20 protein-coding genes are annotated in these 19,925 nt (G+C 72.6%); 10 read left to right on the top strand and 10 right to left on the bottom strand.

What is annotated here, in order from left to right; genetic code table 11:
* Positions 1 to 5 precede the first annotated feature (5 nt).
* The 3 genes from metH (at position 6) to VF746_29915 (ending at position 6,213) form a co-directional block, all read left to right on the top strand.
* Positions 6 to 3,476 (top strand): methionine synthase, encoded by a 3,471-nt coding sequence (gene metH, locus VF746_29925; GenBank protein ID HEX8696674.1) that lies wholly within the window; start codon positions 6 to 8, stop codon positions 3,474 to 3,476.
* 176 nt (positions 3,477 to 3,652) lie between these two features.
* Positions 3,653 to 4,183: a hypothetical protein gene (locus VF746_29920; protein ID HEX8696673.1), complete on the top strand. Its 531-nt coding sequence runs from the start codon at positions 3,653 to 3,655 to the stop codon at positions 4,181 to 4,183.
* Positions 4,184 to 4,317: 134 nt separating this feature from the next.
* Positions 4,318 to 6,213: a bifunctional homocysteine S-methyltransferase/methylenetetrahydrofolate reductase gene (locus VF746_29915; GenBank protein ID HEX8696672.1), complete on the top strand. Its 1,896-nt coding sequence runs from the start codon at positions 4,318 to 4,320 to the stop codon at positions 6,211 to 6,213.
* Positions 6,214 to 6,369: 156 nt separating this feature from the next.
* Here VF746_29915 and VF746_29910 read toward each other — a convergent pair whose 3' ends face one another.
* The 10 genes from VF746_29910 to VF746_29865 all read right to left on the bottom strand — a co-directional run bounded on the left by VF746_29910 (position 6,370) and on the right by VF746_29865 (position 14,632).
* The gene (locus VF746_29910; protein ID HEX8696671.1) at positions 6,370 to 6,756 is read right to left on the bottom strand and encodes a hypothetical protein; all 387 of its coding nucleotides are present in this window, start codon (positions 6,754 to 6,756) and stop codon (positions 6,370 to 6,372) included.
* 76 nt (positions 6,757 to 6,832) lie between these two features.
* On the bottom strand, positions 6,833 to 7,129 hold the full coding sequence (locus tag VF746_29905) for a type II toxin-antitoxin system HigB family toxin (protein HEX8696670.1): 297 nt from the start codon (positions 7,127 to 7,129) through the stop codon (positions 6,833 to 6,835).
* A gap of 168 nt (positions 7,130 to 7,297) precedes the next feature.
* Positions 7,298 to 7,597: a hypothetical protein gene (locus VF746_29900; protein ID HEX8696669.1), complete on the bottom strand. Its 300-nt coding sequence runs from the start codon at positions 7,595 to 7,597 to the stop codon at positions 7,298 to 7,300.
* Between the two features lie 169 nt (positions 7,598 to 7,766).
* Entirely contained in the window at positions 7,767 to 8,993 is a 1,227-nt protein-coding gene (locus VF746_29895; GenBank protein ID HEX8696668.1) for a glycosyltransferase, read from the bottom strand.
* An 86-nt stretch (positions 8,994 to 9,079) separates the two neighbouring features.
* Positions 9,080 to 9,787, bottom strand: coding sequence for a metallophosphoesterase family protein (locus VF746_29890; protein ID HEX8696667.1), 708 nt, complete (start codon positions 9,785 to 9,787; stop codon positions 9,080 to 9,082).
* A gap of 251 nt (positions 9,788 to 10,038) precedes the next feature.
* Positions 10,039 to 11,184: a glycine oxidase ThiO gene (gene thiO, locus VF746_29885; protein HEX8696666.1), complete on the bottom strand. Its 1,146-nt coding sequence runs from the start codon at positions 11,182 to 11,184 to the stop codon at positions 10,039 to 10,041.
* 166 nt (positions 11,185 to 11,350) lie between these two features.
* On the bottom strand, positions 11,351 to 12,562 hold the full coding sequence (locus tag VF746_29880) for a M20/M25/M40 family metallo-hydrolase (protein HEX8696665.1): 1,212 nt from the start codon (positions 12,560 to 12,562) through the stop codon (positions 11,351 to 11,353).
* Entirely contained in the window at positions 12,559 to 13,128 is a 570-nt protein-coding gene (locus VF746_29875) for a gamma carbonic anhydrase family protein (GenBank protein HEX8696664.1), read from the bottom strand. Before VF746_29875 ends, VF746_29880 begins: the two co-directional genes overlap by 4 nt.
* Positions 13,129 to 14,151, bottom strand: a complete 1,023-nt coding sequence (locus VF746_29870) for a threonine/serine dehydratase (protein ID HEX8696663.1) — start codon at positions 14,149 to 14,151, stop codon at positions 13,129 to 13,131.
* Positions 14,152 to 14,188: 37 nt separating this feature from the next.
* Positions 14,189 to 14,632, bottom strand: coding sequence for a BsuPI-related putative proteinase inhibitor (locus VF746_29865; protein ID HEX8696662.1), 444 nt, complete (start codon positions 14,630 to 14,632; stop codon positions 14,189 to 14,191).
* A gap of 235 nt (positions 14,633 to 14,867) precedes the next feature.
* On the opposite strand from VF746_29865, the gene VF746_29860 reads away from it, so the two are divergent.
* The 7 genes from VF746_29860 to atpA all read left to right on the top strand — a co-directional run.
* Entirely contained in the window at positions 14,868 to 15,116 is a 249-nt protein-coding gene (locus tag VF746_29860; GenBank protein ID HEX8696661.1) for an AtpZ/AtpI family protein, read from the top strand.
* Positions 15,113 to 15,484 (top strand): hypothetical protein, encoded by a 372-nt coding sequence (locus tag VF746_29855; GenBank protein ID HEX8696660.1) that lies wholly within the window; start codon positions 15,113 to 15,115, stop codon positions 15,482 to 15,484. The genes VF746_29860 and VF746_29855 overlap by 4 nt, the downstream gene beginning before the upstream one ends.
* Positions 15,481 to 16,497: a F0F1 ATP synthase subunit A gene (gene atpB / locus VF746_29850; GenBank protein HEX8696659.1), complete on the top strand. Its 1,017-nt coding sequence runs from the start codon at positions 15,481 to 15,483 to the stop codon at positions 16,495 to 16,497. Before VF746_29855 ends, atpB begins: the two co-directional genes overlap by 4 nt.
* A 321-nt stretch (positions 16,498 to 16,818) precedes the next feature.
* Entirely contained in the window at positions 16,819 to 17,070 is a 252-nt protein-coding gene (gene atpE, locus VF746_29845; protein HEX8696658.1) for an ATP synthase F0 subunit C, read from the top strand.
* Positions 17,071 to 17,129: 59 nt separating this feature from the next.
* Positions 17,130 to 17,738, top strand: coding sequence for a F0F1 ATP synthase subunit B (gene atpF, locus VF746_29840; GenBank protein ID HEX8696657.1), 609 nt, complete (start codon positions 17,130 to 17,132; stop codon positions 17,736 to 17,738).
* A 3-nt stretch (positions 17,739 to 17,741) separates the two neighbouring features.
* A complete protein-coding gene (gene atpH, locus VF746_29835; GenBank protein HEX8696656.1) occupies positions 17,742 to 18,344 on the top strand; it encodes an ATP synthase F1 subunit delta in 603 nt (200 codons plus the stop codon).
* Between the two features lie 152 nt (positions 18,345 to 18,496).
* The coding region (atpA, locus tag VF746_29830) for a F0F1 ATP synthase subunit alpha (protein ID HEX8696655.1) at positions 18,497 to 19,925 on the top strand (1,429 nt) is incomplete at its 3' end.

The raw sequence follows: 19,925 nt of genomic DNA, 5'->3' as shown, positions 1-19,925 counted from the left end.
CACGCATGACCGACGTACGCTCGCCCTACCTCGACGCGCTCGCCGAGCGCGTGATCGTCTTCGACGGCGCGATGGGCACCTCCATCCAGCGCTACAACCTCTCCGCGTCGGACTTCGGCGGGGAGCGGCTGGAGGGGTGCAACGACTACCTGGTGATCTCCAAGCCCGAGGTCATCGAGGAGATCCACGCCGGCTACATGGAGGCCGGCTGCGACGTGCTGGAGACCGACACCTTCCGCTCCAACCGCATCACGCTGGGCGAGTACGGCCTCCAGGACCAGGTGCGCGAGATCAACGTGGCCGCCGCGCGCCTGGCCCGCGGCGTCGCCGACCGCTTCGCCGCGCGGGACGGGCGGCCGCGCTTCGTCGCCGGCTCCATCGGCCCCTCCGGCTTCCTTCCCTCCGCGAGCGACCCGACGCTCGGCAACGTCACCTTCGCCGAGCTGGTGCCGGTGTTCGCGGAGCAGGCGCGCGCGCTGGTGGAGGGCGGGGTGGACGTGCTGCTGGTCGAGACCTCGCAGGACATCCTGGAGGTGAAGGCGGCGGTCTTCGGCTGCCGCGAGGCGATCCGCGAGGCCGGCCGCCCCGTCGCGCTCCAGGTGCAGGTGACGCTCGACACCTCGGGGCGCATGCTGCTGGGCACCGACATCGGCGCGGCGATGGTCACGCTGGAGTCGCTGCACGTGGACGTGCTGGGGCTCAACTGCTCCACCGGCCCCGAGCACATGCGCCAGGCGATCCGCTACCTGGGGGAGAACAGCCGGCTGCCGATCTCGTGCATCCCCAACGCCGGCATCCCGCACAACGAGGGCGGCTGCGCGGTCTACCCGCTCCAGTCCACGCCCTTCGCCGACCAGATGGAGGAGTTCGTCCGCGAGTTCGGCGTCTCCGTGGTGGGCGGGTGCTGCGGGACCGGCGCGGAGCACATCCGCGAGCTGGTCGGCCGCGTGGCTGGGCTCAGGCCCAAGGAGCGCGCGGTGACGTACGTGCCCCGCCTCTCCTCGGCGATCCGCGCCAACGAGCTGGTGCAGGAGCCGCGGCCCACGATGATCGGCGAGCGGGTGAACGCGCAGGGGAGCCGCAAGGTCAAGCGCTTCCTGCTGGCCGACGACTACGACGGCGTCCTCGAGGTCGCCCGCGAGCAGACGGAGAGCGGCGCGCACGTGCTGGACGTGTGCGTGGCGCTCACCGAGCGGCAGGACGAGGGCGCGCAGATGCGCACCGTGGTCAAGCTCCTCTCGCAGGGGGTGGACGCGCCGCTCTGCATCGACTCCACCGAGGCCGACGTGATCCGCCTGGCGCTGGAGCAGTCGCCGGGGCGCGCCATCGTCAACTCCATCAACCTGGAGAACGGGCGCGAGCGCATCGACGCCGTCCTCCCGCACGTGGCCGCCCACGGCGCCGCGGTCGTCGCGCTGACGATCGACAGGGAGCTGGGCGGGATGTGCAAGACGGCCGACACCAAGCTGGAGGCGGCCCGGAAGATCTACGACATCGCCACGCGCGAGTACGGCCTGGCGCCCGACGCGCTGATCTTCGACGCGCTCACCTTCACCCTGTCGACGGGCGAGGAGGAGTGGCGCCGGTCGGCGGTGGAGACGATCGAGGGGATCCGGGCGATCAAGCGCGAGCTCCCCGGCGTGCTGACGACGCTGGGCGTCTCCAACGTCTCGTTCGGGCTGCAGCCGCACGCGCGCGCGGTGCTGAACTCCGTGTTCCTGCACCACTGCGTGGAGGCGGGGCTCGACACGGCCATCATCAACCCGGCGCACGTCAAGCCGTACTTCGAGATCGCGGCCGAGGAGCGCAGGCTCGCCGACGACCTGATCTTCGACCGGAGGACGCCCGAGCACGACCCGCTGGCCGCCTACATCGCCCACTTCGAGAACGCCGAGGTCGACACCGGCGCGCAGGCGGACCCGACGGCGGAGATGACGCCCGAGGCGGCGCTGCACTGGAAGATCCTGCACCGCAAAAAGGACGGGGTGGAGGAGCTGATCGACGCGGCGGTGGAGAAGCTGGGCGCCGTCCCCGTGCTGAACGACGTGCTGCTGCCGGCCATGAAGGAGGTGGGCGACAAGTTCGGCGCGGGCGAGCTGATCCTCCCCTTCGTGCTGCAGAGCGCGGAGGTGATGAAGAAGTCCGTGGCGCGGCTGGAGAACTACCTGGAGAAGACCGAGGGGCAGACCAAGGGGAAGGTCGTCCTGGCCACCGTCTACGGCGACGTGCACGACATCGGCAAGAGCCTGGTGAACACCATCCTCACCAACAACGGCTACACGGTGTTCGACCTGGGGAAGCAGGTGCCGATCAACACCATCCTGGAGAAGGCCGAGGAGGTGGAGGCGGACGCCATCGGCCTCTCGGCGCTGCTGGTGTCGACCTCGAAGCAGATGCCGCTCTGCGCGCAGGAGCTGCACCGGCGCGGGAAGCGCTGGCCGCTGCTGGTGGGCGGCGCGGCGATCAACCCCAGCTTCGTGCGCGCGGCGGCGATGGTGGAGGAGGGCGTCCCCTACCCGGCGGGGATGTTCTACTGCAAGGACGCCTTCGAGGGCCTGGCGGTGATGGACCGGCTGATGGACCCCGCGCGCGGCGAGTTCGTGGAGGAGCACAACCGGGCGATGCTGCGCCGGAGCGAGGAGTACGCCCAGGCGAAGGGGCGGGCGAAGGACCTGCGCCCGGCGTCGCGCGCAGGGTCCACCGTCCCCGAGGCCGACGTCCCCGCGCCGCCGTTCTGGGGGTGGAAGGTGCTGGACGGCATCCCCGTGGACGACGTGGTGGAGTGCATCGACCGCAACACGCTGTACCGGATGCAGTGGGGCGCGAGGAACCTCAAGGGCGAGGAGTGGGAGCGCCTGGTGCGCGAGGACTTCGAGCCGCGGCTCAGGCGCTACACGCTGGAGGCCCGCACGCAGGGGTGGCTGCGCCCGCGCGCCGTCTACGGCTACTTCCCCGCCGCGCGCGAGGGCGACGAGGTGGTGGTGTTCGACCCGGCCGAGCGCACGAAGGAGATCGGGCGCTTCCGCTTCCCGCGCCAGGAGGACCGGGAGCGGCTGTGCCTGGCCGACTACTTCCGCGAGGCGAACGGCGCCGGGCCGCAGGACGTGATCGCGCTGCAGGTGGTGACCAGCGGCGACCGCGCGGCCGAGTTCGTGGCGCGCCGCAACCGCGAGGGCGACTACACGGAAGGGTACTACCTGCACGGCTTCAGCGTGCAGGCGGCGGAGGGGACGGCCGAGTACGTGAACCGCCGCGTGCGGAGCGAGCTGGGGATCGGCGAGCCGCGGGGGCTGCGCTACTCGTGGGGCTACCCGGCGTGCCCCGACATCGAGCAGCACGAGGTGCTCTTCCGCATCCTCCCGGTGAAGGAGACGATCGGGGTGGACCTGACCAGCGCGTGGCAGCTGGACCCCGAGCAGTCCACCGCCGCGCTGGTGGTGCACCACCCGGCGGCGAAGTACTTCTCGGCCAGCTGAGGACAGGCGTCGCCGGGATCGCTGGGGGGGTGCCGGGGGTTGCCGGGGCGGCTGAAGCCGCGGCAACAACGGCAGGAAGCCTCGCAAACCGCGCGAGGCTGAGGGGCTGCCATCGGCGCGTGCGGTCGGGATCCGGCGCAGGGGAAGGGGCGGAGCGGGACAGTCCGGCAGAGTTCGTGCAAGGGCGGGGCGCGTTCGCAGTCGGTCCCGGGACATGCAGCCGCGCCGCGCGCGAGGAGGAGCCGATCGCCAGACCATCCGATCCCGTCGACCGGGCGCTGCGCACCCACCGGGCGCGCTCGCGCATGGTGAGCGCGGCGATCATCGCCGTGGGGCTGATCGTGGTGCTCGCGCTGATGTTCTCGCCCGGCCGCCGCAGGCAGCGCGCGGCGGAGAAGCTGGCGGTCGGCGACGACTCGGCCGTGGTGCTCAGGCGCCTGGGGGCGGGCCCCACGCGCTGCCCGGCGGGGCGGCTGGACCACCTCGCCGAGCGCTTCCCCGGCGGCACGCCGCGTCCCACGCGCGAGTCCGTGCTGGAGCAGATGCGCCAGCAGACGTCCGCGCGCTGGATCTACCCCGGCCGCCGGGGCTGCACCCCCGCGGGCGGCGACGCCGAGGTCGGCCTCGGCCGCGACGGGAAGGTGCTGTGGGTGGTCCCCGCCACGGGCCGCGTCCCGCTCGTCTATCCCGACACGCTGGCGAGCTGAACGGAAGTCCTTAGTCCCGAGTCCTTAGTGCTCGGTTGTTCGGTGCCCGGGTCGTTCCTGGGCACTGGGCACTGGGCACTGGGCACTGGGCACCAAGACACTAAGGACTAAGCACTTAGCACTCAGGACTTCCCGTGCCCGACTTCCGCCGACTGATCGAAGACGGCCGCCCGCACCTGTTCGACGGTGCGATGGGGACGATGCTCTACTCCAAGGGCGTCTACATCAACCGCTGCTACGACGAGCTGAGCGTAAGCCAGCCCGACCTGGTGCGCGACGTCCACAAGGCGTACGTGAAGGCCGGGGCCGAGGTGCTGGAGACCAACAGCTACGGCGCCAACCGCGTGAAGCTGGCCCGCCACGGGCTGGAAGACCGGGTGGAGGAGCTGAACCTGGCCGCCGCGCGCGTCGCCCGCTCGGCCGCGGGCGAGCGGGTGTGCGTGGCGGGGGCGATCGGGCCGCTGGGGGTGCGCATCGAGCCGTACGGGCCCACCTCCACGGCCGAGGCGCGCGCCGTCTTCCGCGAGCAGGCGGCGGCGCTGGCGGCGGGCGGCGTCGACCTCTTCGTGCTGGAGACCTTCGCCGACCTCGAGGAGATCCTGCAGGCGCTCCTGGCCGTGCGCGACGCCGCCCCGGAGCTTCCCGTGGTGGCGCAGATGGTGATCCGCGAGGACGGCCGCACGCCGTTCGGCACCGAGGCCGCCGTGCTCGCCGAGCGGCTCACCGAGGCGGGCGCCGACGTGGTGGGGCTCAACTGCAGCGTGGGCCCCAGCGCCATGCTGGCCGCGGCCGACCGGCTGCTCCCGGCCACGGACCGGCCGATCTCCATGCAGCCCAACGCCGGGCTCCCGCGCGACGTGGACGGGCGCACCATCTACATGGCCAGCCCCGAGTACATGGCCACCTACGCGGCGCGCATGATCCGCAAGGGCGTGCGCTTCGTGGGCGGCTGCTGCGGCACCACCCCCGAGCACGTGGCGCGGATGGCGGGGGCGCTCCGCATGCTCTCGCACACGCACGCGCCGCGCGTGGAGGTGGAGGAGCACGAGCCCGGGGCTGCGGCCGTGCAGCCGGTGCCGCTGGCCGAGCGCTCCCACTGGGGCGCCAGGCTCGCGGCCGGCGAGTTCCTCACCACCGTCGAGATCGTCCCCCCGCGCGGGGTGAACCCCGAAGCGATGCTGGAGGGGGTGCGCCTCCTCAAGGCGGCCGGCGTCGACGGGGTCAACGTCCCCGACGGGCCGCGGGCGCAGTCGCGGATGGGCGCGCTGGCCACGGCGCTCCTGGTGCAGCAGCGGGTGGGGATCGAGCCGGTGATCCACTACTGCTGCCGCGACCGCAACCTGCTGGGGATGCTCTCGGACCTCCTGGGGGCGCAGGCGCTGGGACTGAGGAACTTCCTCTTCATCACCGGCGACCCGCCCAAGATGGGGCCGTACCCGGACGCCACGGCGGTCTTCGACATCGACGCGATCGGGCTCACCAACCTGGCGGCGCGGCTGAACCGCGGCCTGGACCCCGGCGGCAACGTGCTGGGCCAGCCCACCAGCTTCGTGATCGGGGTGGGGGTGAACCCCGGCGCGGAGGACTTCGAGTACGAGATGCGGCGCTTCTTCTGGAAGGTGGACGCGGGCGCCGAGTACGCCATCACCCAGCCGGTGTTCGACCTGCGCCAGCTCGAGCGCTTCGTGCGCCACATCGAGCGCGAGGGGCTGAAGATCCCGGTGATCGCGGGGATCTGGCCACTGGTGTCGGCGCGCAACGCCGAGTTCCTGGCCAACGAGGTGCCGGGCGTGGTGGTCCCCGACGCGGTGCTGGAGCGCATGCGCCGCGCGAGCGCCGAGGGGAAGGAGCAGGGCACCCTGGAAGGCACCGCCATCGCCCGCGAGATGCTGCGCGACGCCATGGGGATGATCCAGGGCGTGCAGGTCTCCGCCCCCTTCGGCAAGGTGCCGCTGGCGCTCAAGGTGTTCGAGGTGCTCCCCGGCTGGGCCCCGCTGGAGGAGGTCGAGGCGGCGGCCGTGGGGGCGTAGCGCAGGCGGCCTGAGGAGCGGAGTCGGCGGTTGGCGGGGGCGCTGGTACTGACCGGCGCCTCTCCTTCCCGGGAGCCGCCGCCCTACGCCAGACCTCCCGAGAAGCCTTCGCTCCGGGCCACCGGGTTCCTGGGGCCGGGCAGAGCAGATAACGGACTACGGCTCGATCAGCAGGTCCACCGGAATCCCCAGCAGGTCGCGCAGTGCGCACATCTGTCTACGTGAGAGCGGGCGCTTGTTCGAGAAGAACTCGGATACCCGGCTCTTCCCGCCCATGGCGTCGCAAATGTCGGCGCGCGTCATCCCGCGCTGCTCCAGCATGAAGTCGACGACGGTCTGCGGGGTGGTCCCCCAGTCCACATCTCCGAGCTGTTCATGCTCGTACTCCTCGATGAGGACGGACAGGAACTCGAGGCGCTCGTACTCCTCGCTCCCCTGCTGCACTTCGGCATCCAGCAGCGCGTCCACCTCGGCCACTGCGGCGTGGAACTCATCCTCGGTCCGCAGCAGGTGCGGCTTGGTGAAGTCCAGTACGGCAGGCATCGTCAGAAAACCCCATGTGCAGGTGACCGTTCTTGCCGGGAGGCCCGTTCCTCCCTGGGGCCGTGGTGTGAGGTTGCTACAGTGCGCCCCTGTCCGTCAGGTCGTCGTATTCCTCATGCGTCACCACGTACCGGATGAACACCTTCTGCATGTCGTACCGCATCGTGACCACGAGCCTGTACTTGTTCCCGCAAATGTTGAACACCGTGACTCGATCCCCGATGAAGCTTGCGCTCCGAAACTGCTCCTTCACTTCCGATGGCTTCTGGTAGGACGCCGCCCGGATGATCGCCCGCCACACCTTCAGGGCTTCTTCTGCATCGGGGTGCTCCCTCCAGAACGCGGTAAGCCGGGATTCGGTGATGATCCGCATGTCCACTCCCTTCCCATCCCCACCCATGAGGAACGCGCGCGTCTGTTCCCATTTTGGTAACTTCAGGATCGTTTGTCAAGGGTATTGTTACCGGATTGGGAACCACTAGAGCGGCGGGGAATGACGTGAGCCCCCGCGCACCGTGAGAGGTGGCGGGGGCTCGGTGGTCTACTTCCGCATGAGCCGGACGTAGTACTTCGCGTAGAAGCCGGGGTGGCGAGCGGCCCAGGAAGTCGGAGGCAGCGTGGCGTCGCGCCGCGGGTAGTCGCCGAACCAGAACTTCCCGTCCTTGTCCATGCACCAGACGTTGCTCACCTCTCGCAGCACCGGGAGCACGTCCAGGTCCCGGCAGCGGAGCGCCTGCCTCGTCTTCCGGCGCAGCTTCCGATTCGCCAGCCGCTTGTCCTGCTTCTCGCTGCGCGCGGTGGTGATGCCCGTGATGGGCGTCTTCTTCCTGCTTCTGCTCAATGCGCACCTCCGGATAGGGTTGAATCCCTATCCGAAGGGGAGCCTCCAGCGCAGCAGCGTGGTCATGCGTCTCCAGGGTCAGCCAGTGCCGTCCGGTCCGGCAGGTTGATACTACGGCGCGATGATCCACCGAGCAATTCCCGGATTCCACGAGGATCGTGGAACCGCTTCAGGACGAGCTCCGTGGGTCGGCGGCCACCAGGCGCTCGGCGGCGGCCCGTGCGCCGTCGGTGCGCACCGCGGTGGCGATGGACCGGGCGCGGGCGGCCACGTCGGGGTGGAGGGCGTGCCCGAGCGCGCTCGCCAGCGAGTCGGCGGTCGGTGCGCCGGGCGTGTGCGCGGTCCCGATGCCGAGGTGGTCGACTCGTCGCGCGAAGTAGTGCTGGTCGTAGTGCTGCGGGATGACGACCTGGGGCGCGCCGGCCCGCGCGGCCGCGGTGGTGGTGCCCGCGCCGCCGTGGTGGACGACGGCCGCGACCCGCCTGAACAGCGCCTGCTGGTTGACCTCGCCGATGGCCAGGCAGTCGGGCTCGTCGTCCACCGGCGACAGGTCGGCCCACCCGCGCAGCACGATCGCGCGGCGCCCGAGCGCGCGGGCGGACTCGATCATCGCCCGGCTGAGGCCTTCCGGCGCGCGGATGCTGCCGAAGCCGAAGTAGACGGGCGGCTCGCCGGCGTCGAGGAACGCCTCCAGCTCGCGGGAGAGCGGACGCTCGTCCGGCAGGATCCAGGCGCCGGTCTGGAGCACGGCCCGGTCCGCGGGATCGGGCCAGGGCGCCAGCGTCGGGTCGGCGGCCAGCCAGGGCCGGCCGGTCAGGACGTGGCCGCGCACGTCGCCGACCGGGGCCAGGCCGAGCGATGCCCGGTGCGGGTCGAGCAGGGGGCCCCACGTGTCGTTCCAGCGCCGCGCGTCCTGCGCCCAGAGCTCGCGGTAGTCGGCCGCCGCGGGCGCCGGCGCGTCTCCCAGCGTGGCCAGCACGGGCGGCGCGTGGTGCGGCGACGGCAGCACCGCCGGGCAGTAGGCGGCGAAGACGTACGGGACGCCCATCCGTTCCGCGATGGAGGGAGCGGCGATCTGCAGGGCGGTCGCTCCCACGATCACGTCGCAGCCCTCGGCCGCCGCCGCGATCGTCTCGAACTGCGTCGCGACCGTGCCTTCCATCATCCGACGCCGCTGCTCGGGCGTGGGCAGGGTTGCCGATGGGTTGGCTCTCCCGGTCGAGCGCAGCTCGGGACCGATGGGCGTGACGGACATCCCCAGGCCCTCGATCCAGTCGCGGAAGTCGGGCGGCACGCACAGGCGGACCTCCTGGCCGAGCGCCCTCAGCTCCAGCGCCAGCGCCACCAGCGGCTGGACATCGCCCCGCGACCCGATCGTCGACAGCAGCACGCGCATCAGACCCCCTTCGATCCAGAGAATGCCGTCGACGACCGCGGTGGTCCCGGGCCGGACGGCCGAGCCGGCTGCCGGAAGGTGCGCGGCTACCCGCGCGGCATGAAGTGGCGGAGGATGTAGTCGCGCTCGGGGACGGCGCGGCGGGCGAACTCGGCCAGGAGCGGGGCGGCGTCGTAGGGGACGGCGTGGAAGGCGAGCGTGCCGCCAGCGCCGGGGCGGGTCTCCAGCACGGCGAAGCGGGCCAGCGGCTCCCCGTGGCACCCGAGCGAGCCGGGGTTCACGTAGCGGGCCGCGCCGGTGACGTCGGAGAACGGGTGGTGGTGGCCGTAGAAGACGAGGTCGGCGCCCGTGGGGCCGAACAGCGCGTCGGCGTCGCTCCCCGTCGCCAGCTCCCGCAGCGGCTGCAGTCTGCCGTCGTGCATCGGGTAGTGGAGGAAGCGCACCCGCACGCCGTCCAGTTCCTCGTCCAGCACGTACGGCCACGCCGCCACCGCCTCGCGGAGCGCCGGATCGAGCTGCGCGTGCACCCAGCGGATGTGCTCGAACTCGCCGGGGCTCATCCACGCGGGCGGCTCGGGGAGGCCGGCGGCGAACCACTCGTCGTGGTTGCCCATCACCAGCCGCATCCCCGGCTCGCCGAGCAGCGCGTCGAGCACCTCCGCCGGCTGCGGCCCGATGCCGATGGCGTCGCCCGTGTGGTAGACCGCGTCCACGCCGATGCGCCGGATCTCGGCGAGCGCGGCCCGGAGCGCCTGCAGGTTGGCGTGCGCGTCGGTGATCACGGCGATGCGCATGGGCGGAACGGACGGGGTCGGGGAGGACGGCGGCGGGCCGAGCACCGCAAGATTCGGAGCGGGGGCCCCTCCGGCGCCGCTGCCGCGTCGCCACCTCCCCCGTGCCGGGGGAGGTGGCAGGTCGAGATCGGTGCGCGGATCAAACCTCGGTGTCGGCGCGACCTTCAGGATGTCCGCCGATGCGCGCCGAACCCTCGGAGTGCGCCGAGGGAGCCCGCGCAGGCGGGCTTTGCGCCGTTGTTGCCGCGCCTTCAGGCGCCCTTATCCTCCTCGCCCCCGGCCGCGAACCGCCCGATCCCGTACGATCCCAGGTCGACTCCGCTCGCCTCCCCCAGCAGCATCCCGCCGATCAGCTCGCCCGTGAGGGGCGCCAGGAGGATGCCGTTGCGGTAGTGGCCGGCGGCGTAGAAGAGGTTCGGGAGATCCGGATCGCGGCCCAGGATCGGCAGCCCGTCGGGCGTCCCCGGGCGCAGGCCGGACCAGGCGGAGGCCAGCGGCGCGTGCTCCAGCTCCGGGGCCATCTCCACCGCGCCGTCGAGCAGCCGCCGCACGCCCCAGGGGGTGACCGCCTTGCGGTAGCCGGTCTCCTCCACCGTCGCGCCGGCGATCACCCGGCCTTCCGCGCGGGGCACCAGGTAGCAGCGCGGCGAGTCGACCACGTGGCGGAAGAGCGGGGGAACGGCCTCCAGCGCCAGGAGCTGCCCGTGCACCGGCCTGACCGGGAGAAGGCGGGGAAGTCCGCCGAGCCGGCCGGCCCAGCTCCCGCCCGCCACGACCACCGCCCCGGCCTCGATCCGCTCCCCGCCCGCCAGCTCGACCCCGATCACGCGATCCCCCTCCCGCAGCAGCGCCACGGCCTCGGCGCCCAGGCGGAACGCGGCCCCGGCCCGCGCGGCCGCCGACCAGAGCGCGGTGGAGAGCGCGCGGTTGTCCACCTGGTGGTCGCCCGGGAAGCGCAGCGCGAAGCGGACGGCCGGGCTCACCCGCGGCTCCAGCCGGCGCGCGTCGTCCGACGTCAGCCGCTCCACGCAGAGCCCCGCGGCCGACTGCCAGGCGAGGCGGTGCTCCAGCTCCGCGTCGTCCTCCTCGCGCAGCGACAGGTAGAGCGTGCCCGCGTCGCCGTAGCCGACGTCCACGCCGGTCTCCTCGCGCATGGCCGCGGCGAAGGCCGGATAGAGCTCCCGCGCGCGCAGGAGGAGGTCCAGGAAGGGGCCGGGGCGCGCGGCCTCGGCCAGGGGAGAGAGCATCCCGGCGGCGGCGGACGAGGCCTCGGCGCCCGGGGTGCCGCGCTCGACCACGACGACGGAGAGCCCGCCGAGCGCCGCCCGGCGGGCCACCGCGCACCCGATCACCCCGCCGCCGACGACCACCGCGTCGGGGCTGCGCGTCGGAGTCATACCGCGCTACCGGACATCGTTCCGGTTCAATTCAAAAGCTGGATAATGGCACGCAGAGCAGCAGAGTCAGCAGAGAAAATTCGGGGTTCTCTGCTGACTCTGCTGACTCTGCGTGAGACATCCGGATCCCGATCCCGGTCCCGGACGGGCCTCGGCGAAATGGGACTCACCCCGCGCCGCCCTCCGTGAGGTACGCCGCGAAGAGCCGGGCCGTGGCCTCCACGTCGCGCACGTCCACCGCCTCGAAGGGGGAGTGCGAGTAGCGGATCGGCGGGGCCACCAGCAGCGCCTCCATCCCCTGCCGCACCAGGTGCGCGCCGTCGGACGAGTAGTGGTAGAGCACCGCGTCCTGCACCGGGATCTCGTGCCGGGCGGCGACGGCGCGCAGCTCCGCGATCAGCCGCCGCGAGTAGTGCACCGAGCTGTCGCGGTGCACCAGCGCCGGGCCCAGCCCCAGCTTCACCGGCACGTGCGCCGCGGAGGTGGTGGGGATATCGCCCGCCAGGCCGTTGTCGATCACGAAGCCCACCTCGAACTCGCGTCCGCCGCGCGCCAGGCTGGAGGCGCCCAGCATCCCGATCTCCTCCTGCACCGTGCAGGCGAGCGTCACGTCGAAGCGCGGCCGGGCGCTCGACAGCCGCCGCGCGAGGTCCACCAGCACGGCCACCCCCAGCCGGTCGTCCATCGCCTTGCCCACCAGGAGCCGGCCGACGCGGCGGATCTCTGGGTCCCACACCATGCGCGTCCCCACGCGGACGCCCTGCGCGGCGCACTCGGCCGCGGTGAGCCCCACGTCCACGAAGACGTCGTCCCACGACAGCTTCGTCCGCTCCCGCTGCTCGGGGGTGAGCGCGTGCCCCGTCGTCGCGGCGACGACGCCGGGGAGCGGGCCCGAGTCGGCCAGCACGCGCAGCGGCGCGCCGATGAAGTAGGGGAAGGAGAACTGGTCGCGCTCGCCGGGGAGCACGCGCAGGAAGCCGTCGGCGGTGACCGAGCGCACGATCAGCGACAGCTCGTCGGCGTGGGCGGCCAGCAGCACGCGGGGGCCGGGGCCGGGGATGCGCAGGAAGAGGTTCCCCACCGGCGTCTGCACGAGCTCGCCGCGCCCCTCCCACTCGCGCCGCACCCAGTCCAGCACCTCGTCCTCCTGCCCCGTGGGCCCGGCCAGCGAGGTCAGCGCGCGCAGCAGCTCCTCCATCGCCCCCGGCTCGCCGCGGCCCTCGCCCTCCCGTCCGCCGGGCTCCCGCGCGCCGGCCTCCTCCGTGCGGACGGCCGCGGGGGCGACGCCGGGGTGCACGCCGTCGGCGCCGGGGTCGAGCCCCGCGCGGGCCGGGCCGCGCGGCGCGTCGACGCCGTCCCGCTCTCTCAGGTCGCTCATCTCCCCTCCTGCGTCTCGCCGGACGGACCGGCGCCCACGCGGCCGATCCCCTGCGCGAGGTAGCCGCGCGACAGCTCCACGTAGTGGTCCGCGCTGGTGCTCACCCAGCGCAGCGACTCGCCCTGCAGCTCCTTCTTCACCTTCGCCGGCGTCCCCGCCGCCAGCGTGCGCGGGGGGACCACGGCGTTGTCGCCCACCACCGCCCCCGCGGCGACCAGCGCCTGCTCGCCCACGGTCGCGCCCTGGAGGACGACGGCGTTCATCCCGATCAGCGCGCCGTCGCCCACCACGCAGCTCTCCAGGACGGCGCCGTGGCCCACGGTGACGCCGCGGCCGATCACCGTCGCCCCGCGCCTGCTCACGTGCAGCACCACGTTGTCCTGCACGCTGGTGCGCGCGCCCACGCGGATCTCGTGCTCGGGCTCGTCGCCGCGCAGCACGGCGCCGAACCACACGCTCGCCTCCTCCTCGATGGTCACGTTGCCGATGACCACCGCGGTCGGCGCCACGAACGCCGAGGGGTGGATGCGCGGGTGTATCCCCGCGTAGGGAAGGATCGTCGCCATCTACGCTTCGGAAAGGATGGACGCGAGCCGCGCCGCGTCGAGGTTGCTCCCGGAGAGCACCGCGGCCACGGGGCCCCGCAGCCCGCCGACCGCCCCTTCCAGGAGCGCGGCCGCCACGACCGCCGCCGAGCCCTCGGCCACCACGCCCTCCTCCACGTACAGCCAGCGAACCGCCCGCCGCACGGCGTCTTCGGAGACCAGGACGATCTCGTCGACCAGCCGCCGGGCGAGCTCGAAGCCGGCCTGGTCGACGTCGCCCTCCAGCCCCTCGCACATCGTCGGGCCCGTGGGCGCGGGGACCACCCGGCCGGCGGCCAGCGAGTCGTGCATCCCCGAGGTCACGTGGGTCTGCACGCCCACCACCCGCACCCGGTCGCCCAGCGCGCGGGCCACCAGGCCGATCCCGTTGATCAGCCCCGCTCCGCCCACGGGGACCAGCACCGTCTTCGCCTCCGGGAGGTCGGAGAAGATCTCCAGCCCCACCGTCCCCTGCCCGGCCACCGTCTGCGGGTCGCTGAAGGCGTGCACGAAGAACGCCCCCGTCTCGGCCTCGTGCGCCTCGGCGGCGGCGTGCGCCGCGTCGTAGCCGCCGTCGACCAGGCGCAGCTCCGCGCCGTGGCGCGCGATCCGCCGCCGCTTGGTCTCCGGCGCGCCGGCCGGGACGAAGACGGTGGCCCGCGCCCCATACCGCCGCGCCGCGAAGGCCACGCCCTGCCCGTGGTTCCCCGCCGAGGCCGTCACCAGCCCGCGGGCGCGCTCGGCGTCCGTCAGGGTGGCGACGCGGTTGCAGGCGCCGCGGAGCTTGAACGAGCCCGTGCGCTGCAGCGTCTCCAGCTTGAGGTGGACGTCCACCCCCACCCGCGCCGAGAGCGCGTCGGAGCGCTCCAGCGGCGTGCGGCGCACCACGCCCTCCAGGCGCCGGGCGGCGGCCAGCACGTCGGCCATGCGCGGGGGCCCGCCCGCGTCGGCGGAAGCGCCGGCGGGGCCGGAATCCAGGGCGGAGGCGGGCGTAAAGGCAGTCACGGAAACAGGAACGGAACCTGCGGCGCGCGAGCGCCCGTCATGGGATGCGGAACGCGGACCGCTGCTCCCGCGGGAGGTTGGCGGCGGTCAGCGTCCCCACGGCGGTGAATTCGCGGCCGGCGTGCCCCGGGGAGGGCGTCCAGCTCTCGGACCAGCTGCGCGTGACTCCGGGCGGCAGCGTGTCGGCGCCCACCGCCTGCGCGAAGCCGCGCCCCTCGGACCAGCGCCAGAGCGTGCGCTCGCCGTCCTGCACCGCGAAGTCGTAGCGTTGCGCGGAGCGGAACTCCAGCACCACGGGCGCGGCCGAGGCGTTGGTGACCGCCAGCGCGACCTGGACCTGGCCGCGGGCGGCCAGCACCTGGAGGGTGGTGACGAGCGGGCCGTCCTCCCCGGCGGCGGGCGCCGCCGCGGGAGCAGGCGCCTGCGGCCGGCACGCCAGCGCGGCGGCCAGGAGCAGGAGGGGGGCGAAGGCTCGTCTCATCCGGCGTTGCGTGGGGGCTCGGGGCCAGGGTCGCGCGGGCGGCGGAAGTGGCGCGAACGGGCGCACTTCCGTGAGCCGCGGGACCGCAAGATAGAGGCCCCGCCCCGGACGCGCCAGCGGGGCCCGGAGGCGTCCGGGGAGGCGCTTGAGAAACTTTTCACAAGAAGCTTGCGAAAAATTTCACAAGCGGGTATATTGGGCTTCGGCAGGGCGAGGAGAGCGAGAAAACCCAGTCATGGCGCAGATTCCCAGCGGTCCGGACCGCCGCCGGCCGAACATGCCGGACGCGGCGCAGTACGCGGGGCTCGGCGTGACCTTCGCCGGCGGGATCGTGCTGTTCACCCTGCTCGGCGTCTGGGTCGACGGGCGGCTGGGGACGAGCCCGTGGGGGGTGCTCCTGGGGGTCTTCCTGGGGTTCGGGCTGAGCCTGGCGTGGATCTATCGCAAGCTGGTGATCGGGCCGCGCCAGCGGGGGGACGGGTGAGCGGCCGGCTGGCGCGCCTCCTGGCCGCGGTGGCGGTGGTCTCGGCGGCGGTGCTCCTGGTGGCCTCGGCGGTGGTGAGGCCCGAGCAGCGGCAGGCGGTGATGCTGGGGGTGGCCCTGGCGGCGTTCTGGCAGGCGCTGGTGTTCGCCGTGACGGCGGTGGCGCTGCCGCACCACCGGCTGGCCGCCTTCGGGATGGGGATGCTCTCGCGCTTCCTGCTGGTGGTGGTGGCCGCGCTGGTGGCGGTGCCGCTGCTGGAGGTGCCGGCCGCCCCGGCGCTTCTGAGCATGGTGACGGTGCTGTTCGCAACCACGTTGATCGAGCCGGTGCTGCTCATGCCCGGCGCAGGGAACGACAGGAATCGATGATTGCTACAGCCGCAGTCCTGCTCGCGCTGGCGGGCGCCGCGCCCTCCACCGACCCCGCCCAGGCGGCGCCGGTGGAGGTCCTGGCGCAGCACGACGCGACCGCACGGTCGGAGCACGCCGTCGAGGCCACGGGGTACGGCCGCAGCGAGGCGGCCGAGCACGAGGGGTGCGGGGCGGGGCACGGCGCCGCCGGGGGCGAGGAGGAGCTCGACTACATCGAGCACATCCAGGACTCGCGCGAGTGGGAGCTCCCCTTCGGCAAGGTGGTGTGCTTCCCCGCGGCGGGCACGTACATGCTGGGCCCCATCGACATGACGCCCACCAAGCACGTCATGTTCATGGGGATCGCCGGCCTGCTCACCATCCTCTGCCTGCTGGGCGGCGCCCGGCTGGCGTCGCGCGCCGAGCGCGGCGTGACGGCGGGGAAGCGGCACAACGCCATCGAGGCGATGGTGCTGTTCATCCGCGACGAGGTGGTGGTGCCCAACATCGGGCACGGGGGCGAGAAGTACGCGCCCTTCGTCTGCACCCTCTTCTTCTTCATCCTCTTCTGCAACCTGCTGGGGATCATCCCCTGGGGGTCCACGGCCACGGCGAGCGTGTCGGTGACGGCGGCGCTGGCCGTCATCACCTTCGTGGTGGCGGAGATCGGCGGGCTGATCGCCGTGGGGCCGAAGCAGTACCTGGGGACGATCTACGTGGTGCCGAAGGGGATGGGGAAGGTCTCGGGGCACCTGATGGCGATGGTGCTCTCGCCGATCGAGCTGGTGGGCAAGCTGACGCGCCCGTTCGCGCTGTGCATCCGCCTGATGGCGAACATGACGGCCGGCCACATCGTGCTGCTGGCGCTGATCTCCCTGATCTTCGTGTTCGGCAGCTGGGTGGTGCTGGCGGGGCCGGTGCTGATGGCCGTGGCGATCTCGTTCCTGGAGATCTTCGTGGCCTTCCTGCAGGCGTACATCTTCGCGATGCTGACCAGCGTGTTCATCGGGCTGGCGAGGCATGCGCACTGAGGAAGTGCGAGAGTGCGAGAGTGCGAAAGTGCGAAAGTGCGAAAGTGTTTTAGTCCTGAGTCCTTAGTGGCTTAGTGGGACGGACTAAGGACTAAGCACTAACACACTAAGGACTTGAAGTTCGGGATCCGCGGCGCGCCCGACACGAAAGCGCCGCCGGCGGGGGACGGCTCCGACCCCGTCGTACAGTACCCGGGAGATGGGCGCCCGGGGAGGACGCGCGGGCGGGGGGACTCCCCGCGCCGGCTGGCGTCCGCGGCCTCCTGGGCCGCCGGGAGCGGTGCCCGAGTCGGTGGAAGACATGAGACAGGAGATCCACAGATGCTGCTTCAGGAAGCCGCCAACACCGCGCTGAACAACGGGCTGCTGGGCGCCGGCATCGGCGCCGGCGTGGCCGTGATCGGCGCCGGCATCGGCATCGGCCTCATCGGCCGCGGCGCCACCGAGGGGATGGCGCGCCAGCCCGACCTGGCCGGCAACATCCAGACGGCCGCGCTGATCCTCGCGGCGTTCGTCGAAGGCGTGGCGCTGTTCGCCATCGTGGTCGCGGTGCTGATCTGGACCAAGATCTGACGGCCGGGCGGCCTCCGCGGGCAAGGGTGCCCGCGGAGGCCGCGAGCAGAGGGGAAACCATGAAAATCGACTTCGATCCGATGCATCGCTCGATCTACGCCTCCGCGGCGCTGCTCCTGGCCTCCGCCTCGCCTCTCCTGGCGCAGGAGGAGGAGGGGAAGGGCGGGCTGCTCACGCTCCACCCGGGCCTGAGCATCTGGACCCTCGTCATCTTCCTGATCGTCTTCGCGGTCCTGGCGAAGTTCGCCTTCCCGAAGATCCTGGAGGCGGTGGAGGCCCGCGAGGCGCACCTGCGCGAGCTGGCCGAGGACGCCGAGCGGGACCGCGCCGAGGCCGCCCGGCTGGCCGAGGAGAACCGGAAGCTGGTGGAGGACACCCGCGCCCGCGTGCAGGAGGCCCTGTCCGAGAGCCGCAACACCGCCGAGCGCATGAAGGCCGACGCGCTGGAGGACGCCCGCCGCGAGCGCGACGAGATGCTCGCCCGCGCCCGCGCCGACATCGCCACCGAGCGCGAGCTGGCGCTGGCCGCCGTGCGCCGCGACGCGGTGGACCTGGCCATCGGAGCCGCGCAGAAGCTGGTGCGCGCCCGCCTGGACAGCGAGGAGAACCGCCGCCTGGTGCGCGAGTTCCTGGGCGAGGTCGAGTCTCCCGCCCCGATCGGAGCCTGAGCCGTGCGCGCCGAGATCATCGCCAGGAACTACGCCGAGACGCTGCTGGAGCTGGCGCGGCGCCACGGCGGGCGCCCCACGGTCGACGAGTTCCTCGCGGCCGCGGAAGGCCTGGCCGAGCTGGCGCGCGACCCGCGCGTGCGCGAGTTCCTCGCCAGCCCCCGCATCTCCGCCGAGGCGCGCAAGGAGGCGCTCCGCGGCGCGCTGACGGGGCGGGTCCCCGAGCTCTTCCTGCGCTTCGTGATGGTGGTGGTCGACAAGCGCCGCCAGCGCCTGCTGGGCGAGATCGCCGCGCAGTACCGCGCCCTGGTCGACGAGCTGTCGGGGCGGGTGCGGGTGGACGTGGAGATCAGCCACGCCCCCGACGAGGCGCTGCAGGCCGACATCGGCAACGCGCTGGCCCGCCGGCTGGGGAAGACGGTGTTCCCCACCTTCCGGGTGAACCCGGAGCTGCTGGGCGGGATGGTGGTGCGCGTGGGCGACACCATCCTGGACGGCTCGGTGCGGAGCCGCGCCCAGGGCCTGCGCCGGCGCCTGCTGGCGGTAGAGCTCCCGCACGGCAACGGCCGGGGCGGGCCCGGCGGCGACGGGCGCGCTTCGGCGTGAATGAAAACAGTGCCCAGTGCCCAGGGCCCAGTGCCCAGGGTCGAAGCGACTGGGCACCGGGAATCGAAGCTTTAGAATCGAAGCGGCCCGGGGTTGAAGTTCCTGGGCACTTGGGACTGGGCACTGGGCACTACCGATAGAGGAGAGTGAGAATGCCGGCCGACACCCTGCTGCGCGCGAGCGAGATCAAGAGCGTCCTGCTCGGCGAGATCGAGCGCTACGAGGAAGACCTGCGGGCCGAGGAGATCGGCGAGGTGCTGGAGGTCAAGGACGGGATCGCCCGCATCTACGGCCTCACCGGCACCATGTCGAGCGAGATGCTCGAGATCACCCCCACCCGGGCCGAGAGCCAGCCGGTGACGGCGCTGGCGCTCAACCTGGAGGAGGACAACATCGGCGCGGTGATCCTGGGCGACTGGACGCTGATCCAGGAGGGCGACCAGGTGCGCCGCACCGGCCGCGTGCTCGACATCCCCGTGGGCCCCGGCTACCTGGGGCGCGTGGTGAACCCGCTGGGCGAGCCGGTCGACGGCAAGGGCCCGATCCAGGGGCTCGACGGCCGGCGCCAGGTGGACATCGTGGCCCCCGGCATCGTGCTGCGCCAGCCGGTGAAGGAGCCGCTGCAGACCGGCATCAAGGCCATCGACGCCCTGATCCCGATCGGCCGCGGCCAGCGCGAGCTGATCATCGGCGACCGCGGCACCGGCAAGACGGCGATCGCCATCGACACCATCATGAACCAGAGGGGGCAGGGCGTCGTCTGCGTCTACGTCGCCATCGGCCAGAAGGCCTCGACGGTGGCGGGCGTGGTGCAGCGCCTGACCGACGCCGGCGCCATGGACTACACCATCGTGGTCGCCGCGACGGCCAGCGACCCGGCCCCGATGCAGTACATCGCCCCGTACGCGGGCACCGCGCTGGCCGAGTACTTCATGTACACGCGCGGCGAGGACGGCCGCGGCAAGGCCACGCTCTGCGTGTACGACGACCTCTCCAAGCAGGCCGTGGCGTACCGGCAGATGTCGCTGGTGCTGCGCCGCCCGCCGGGCCGCGAGGCGTACCCGGGCGACGTGTTCTACCTGCACTCGCGCCTGCTGGAGCGCGCCGCCAAGATCCGCGACGACCCGGCGGTGGTGGACAACCGGACGATCTTCGCGCCGGGCGGCTCGCTCACCGCGCTCCCCCTCATCGAAACGCAGGCGGGCGACGTCTCGGCGTACATTCCGACCAACGTCATCTCCATTACCGACGGCCAGATCTTCCTCGAGGACGCGCTCTTTTACGCCGGCGTGCGCCCGGCGGTGAACGTCGGCATCTCGGTGTCGCGCGTCGGCGGCTCCGCGCAGATCAAGGCGATGCGGTCCGTGGCGGGGCGGCTCCGGCTCGACCTGGCGCAGTACCGCGAGCTCGAGGCGTTCTCGCAGTTCGGCTCGGACCTCGACCCGGACACGCAGGCGACGCTGGCCCGCGGCGAGCGGCTCGTGAAGGCGCTCAACCAGAACGAGCGCGACCCGCTCCCGGTCGAGGACCAGGTCATCCAGATCTACGCGGCCTCGAACGGCTACGTCGAGCGGGCGGTAC

Origin of the sequence: Longimicrobium sp. (assembly GCA_036389795.1) — a bacterium.
In the GTDB taxonomy this organism is placed as follows: domain Bacteria; phylum Gemmatimonadota; class Gemmatimonadetes; order Longimicrobiales; family Longimicrobiaceae; genus Longimicrobium.
The sequence above is the reverse complement of the archived record's forward strand: the minus strand, read 5'-3'. Positions and strand labels throughout refer to the sequence as shown.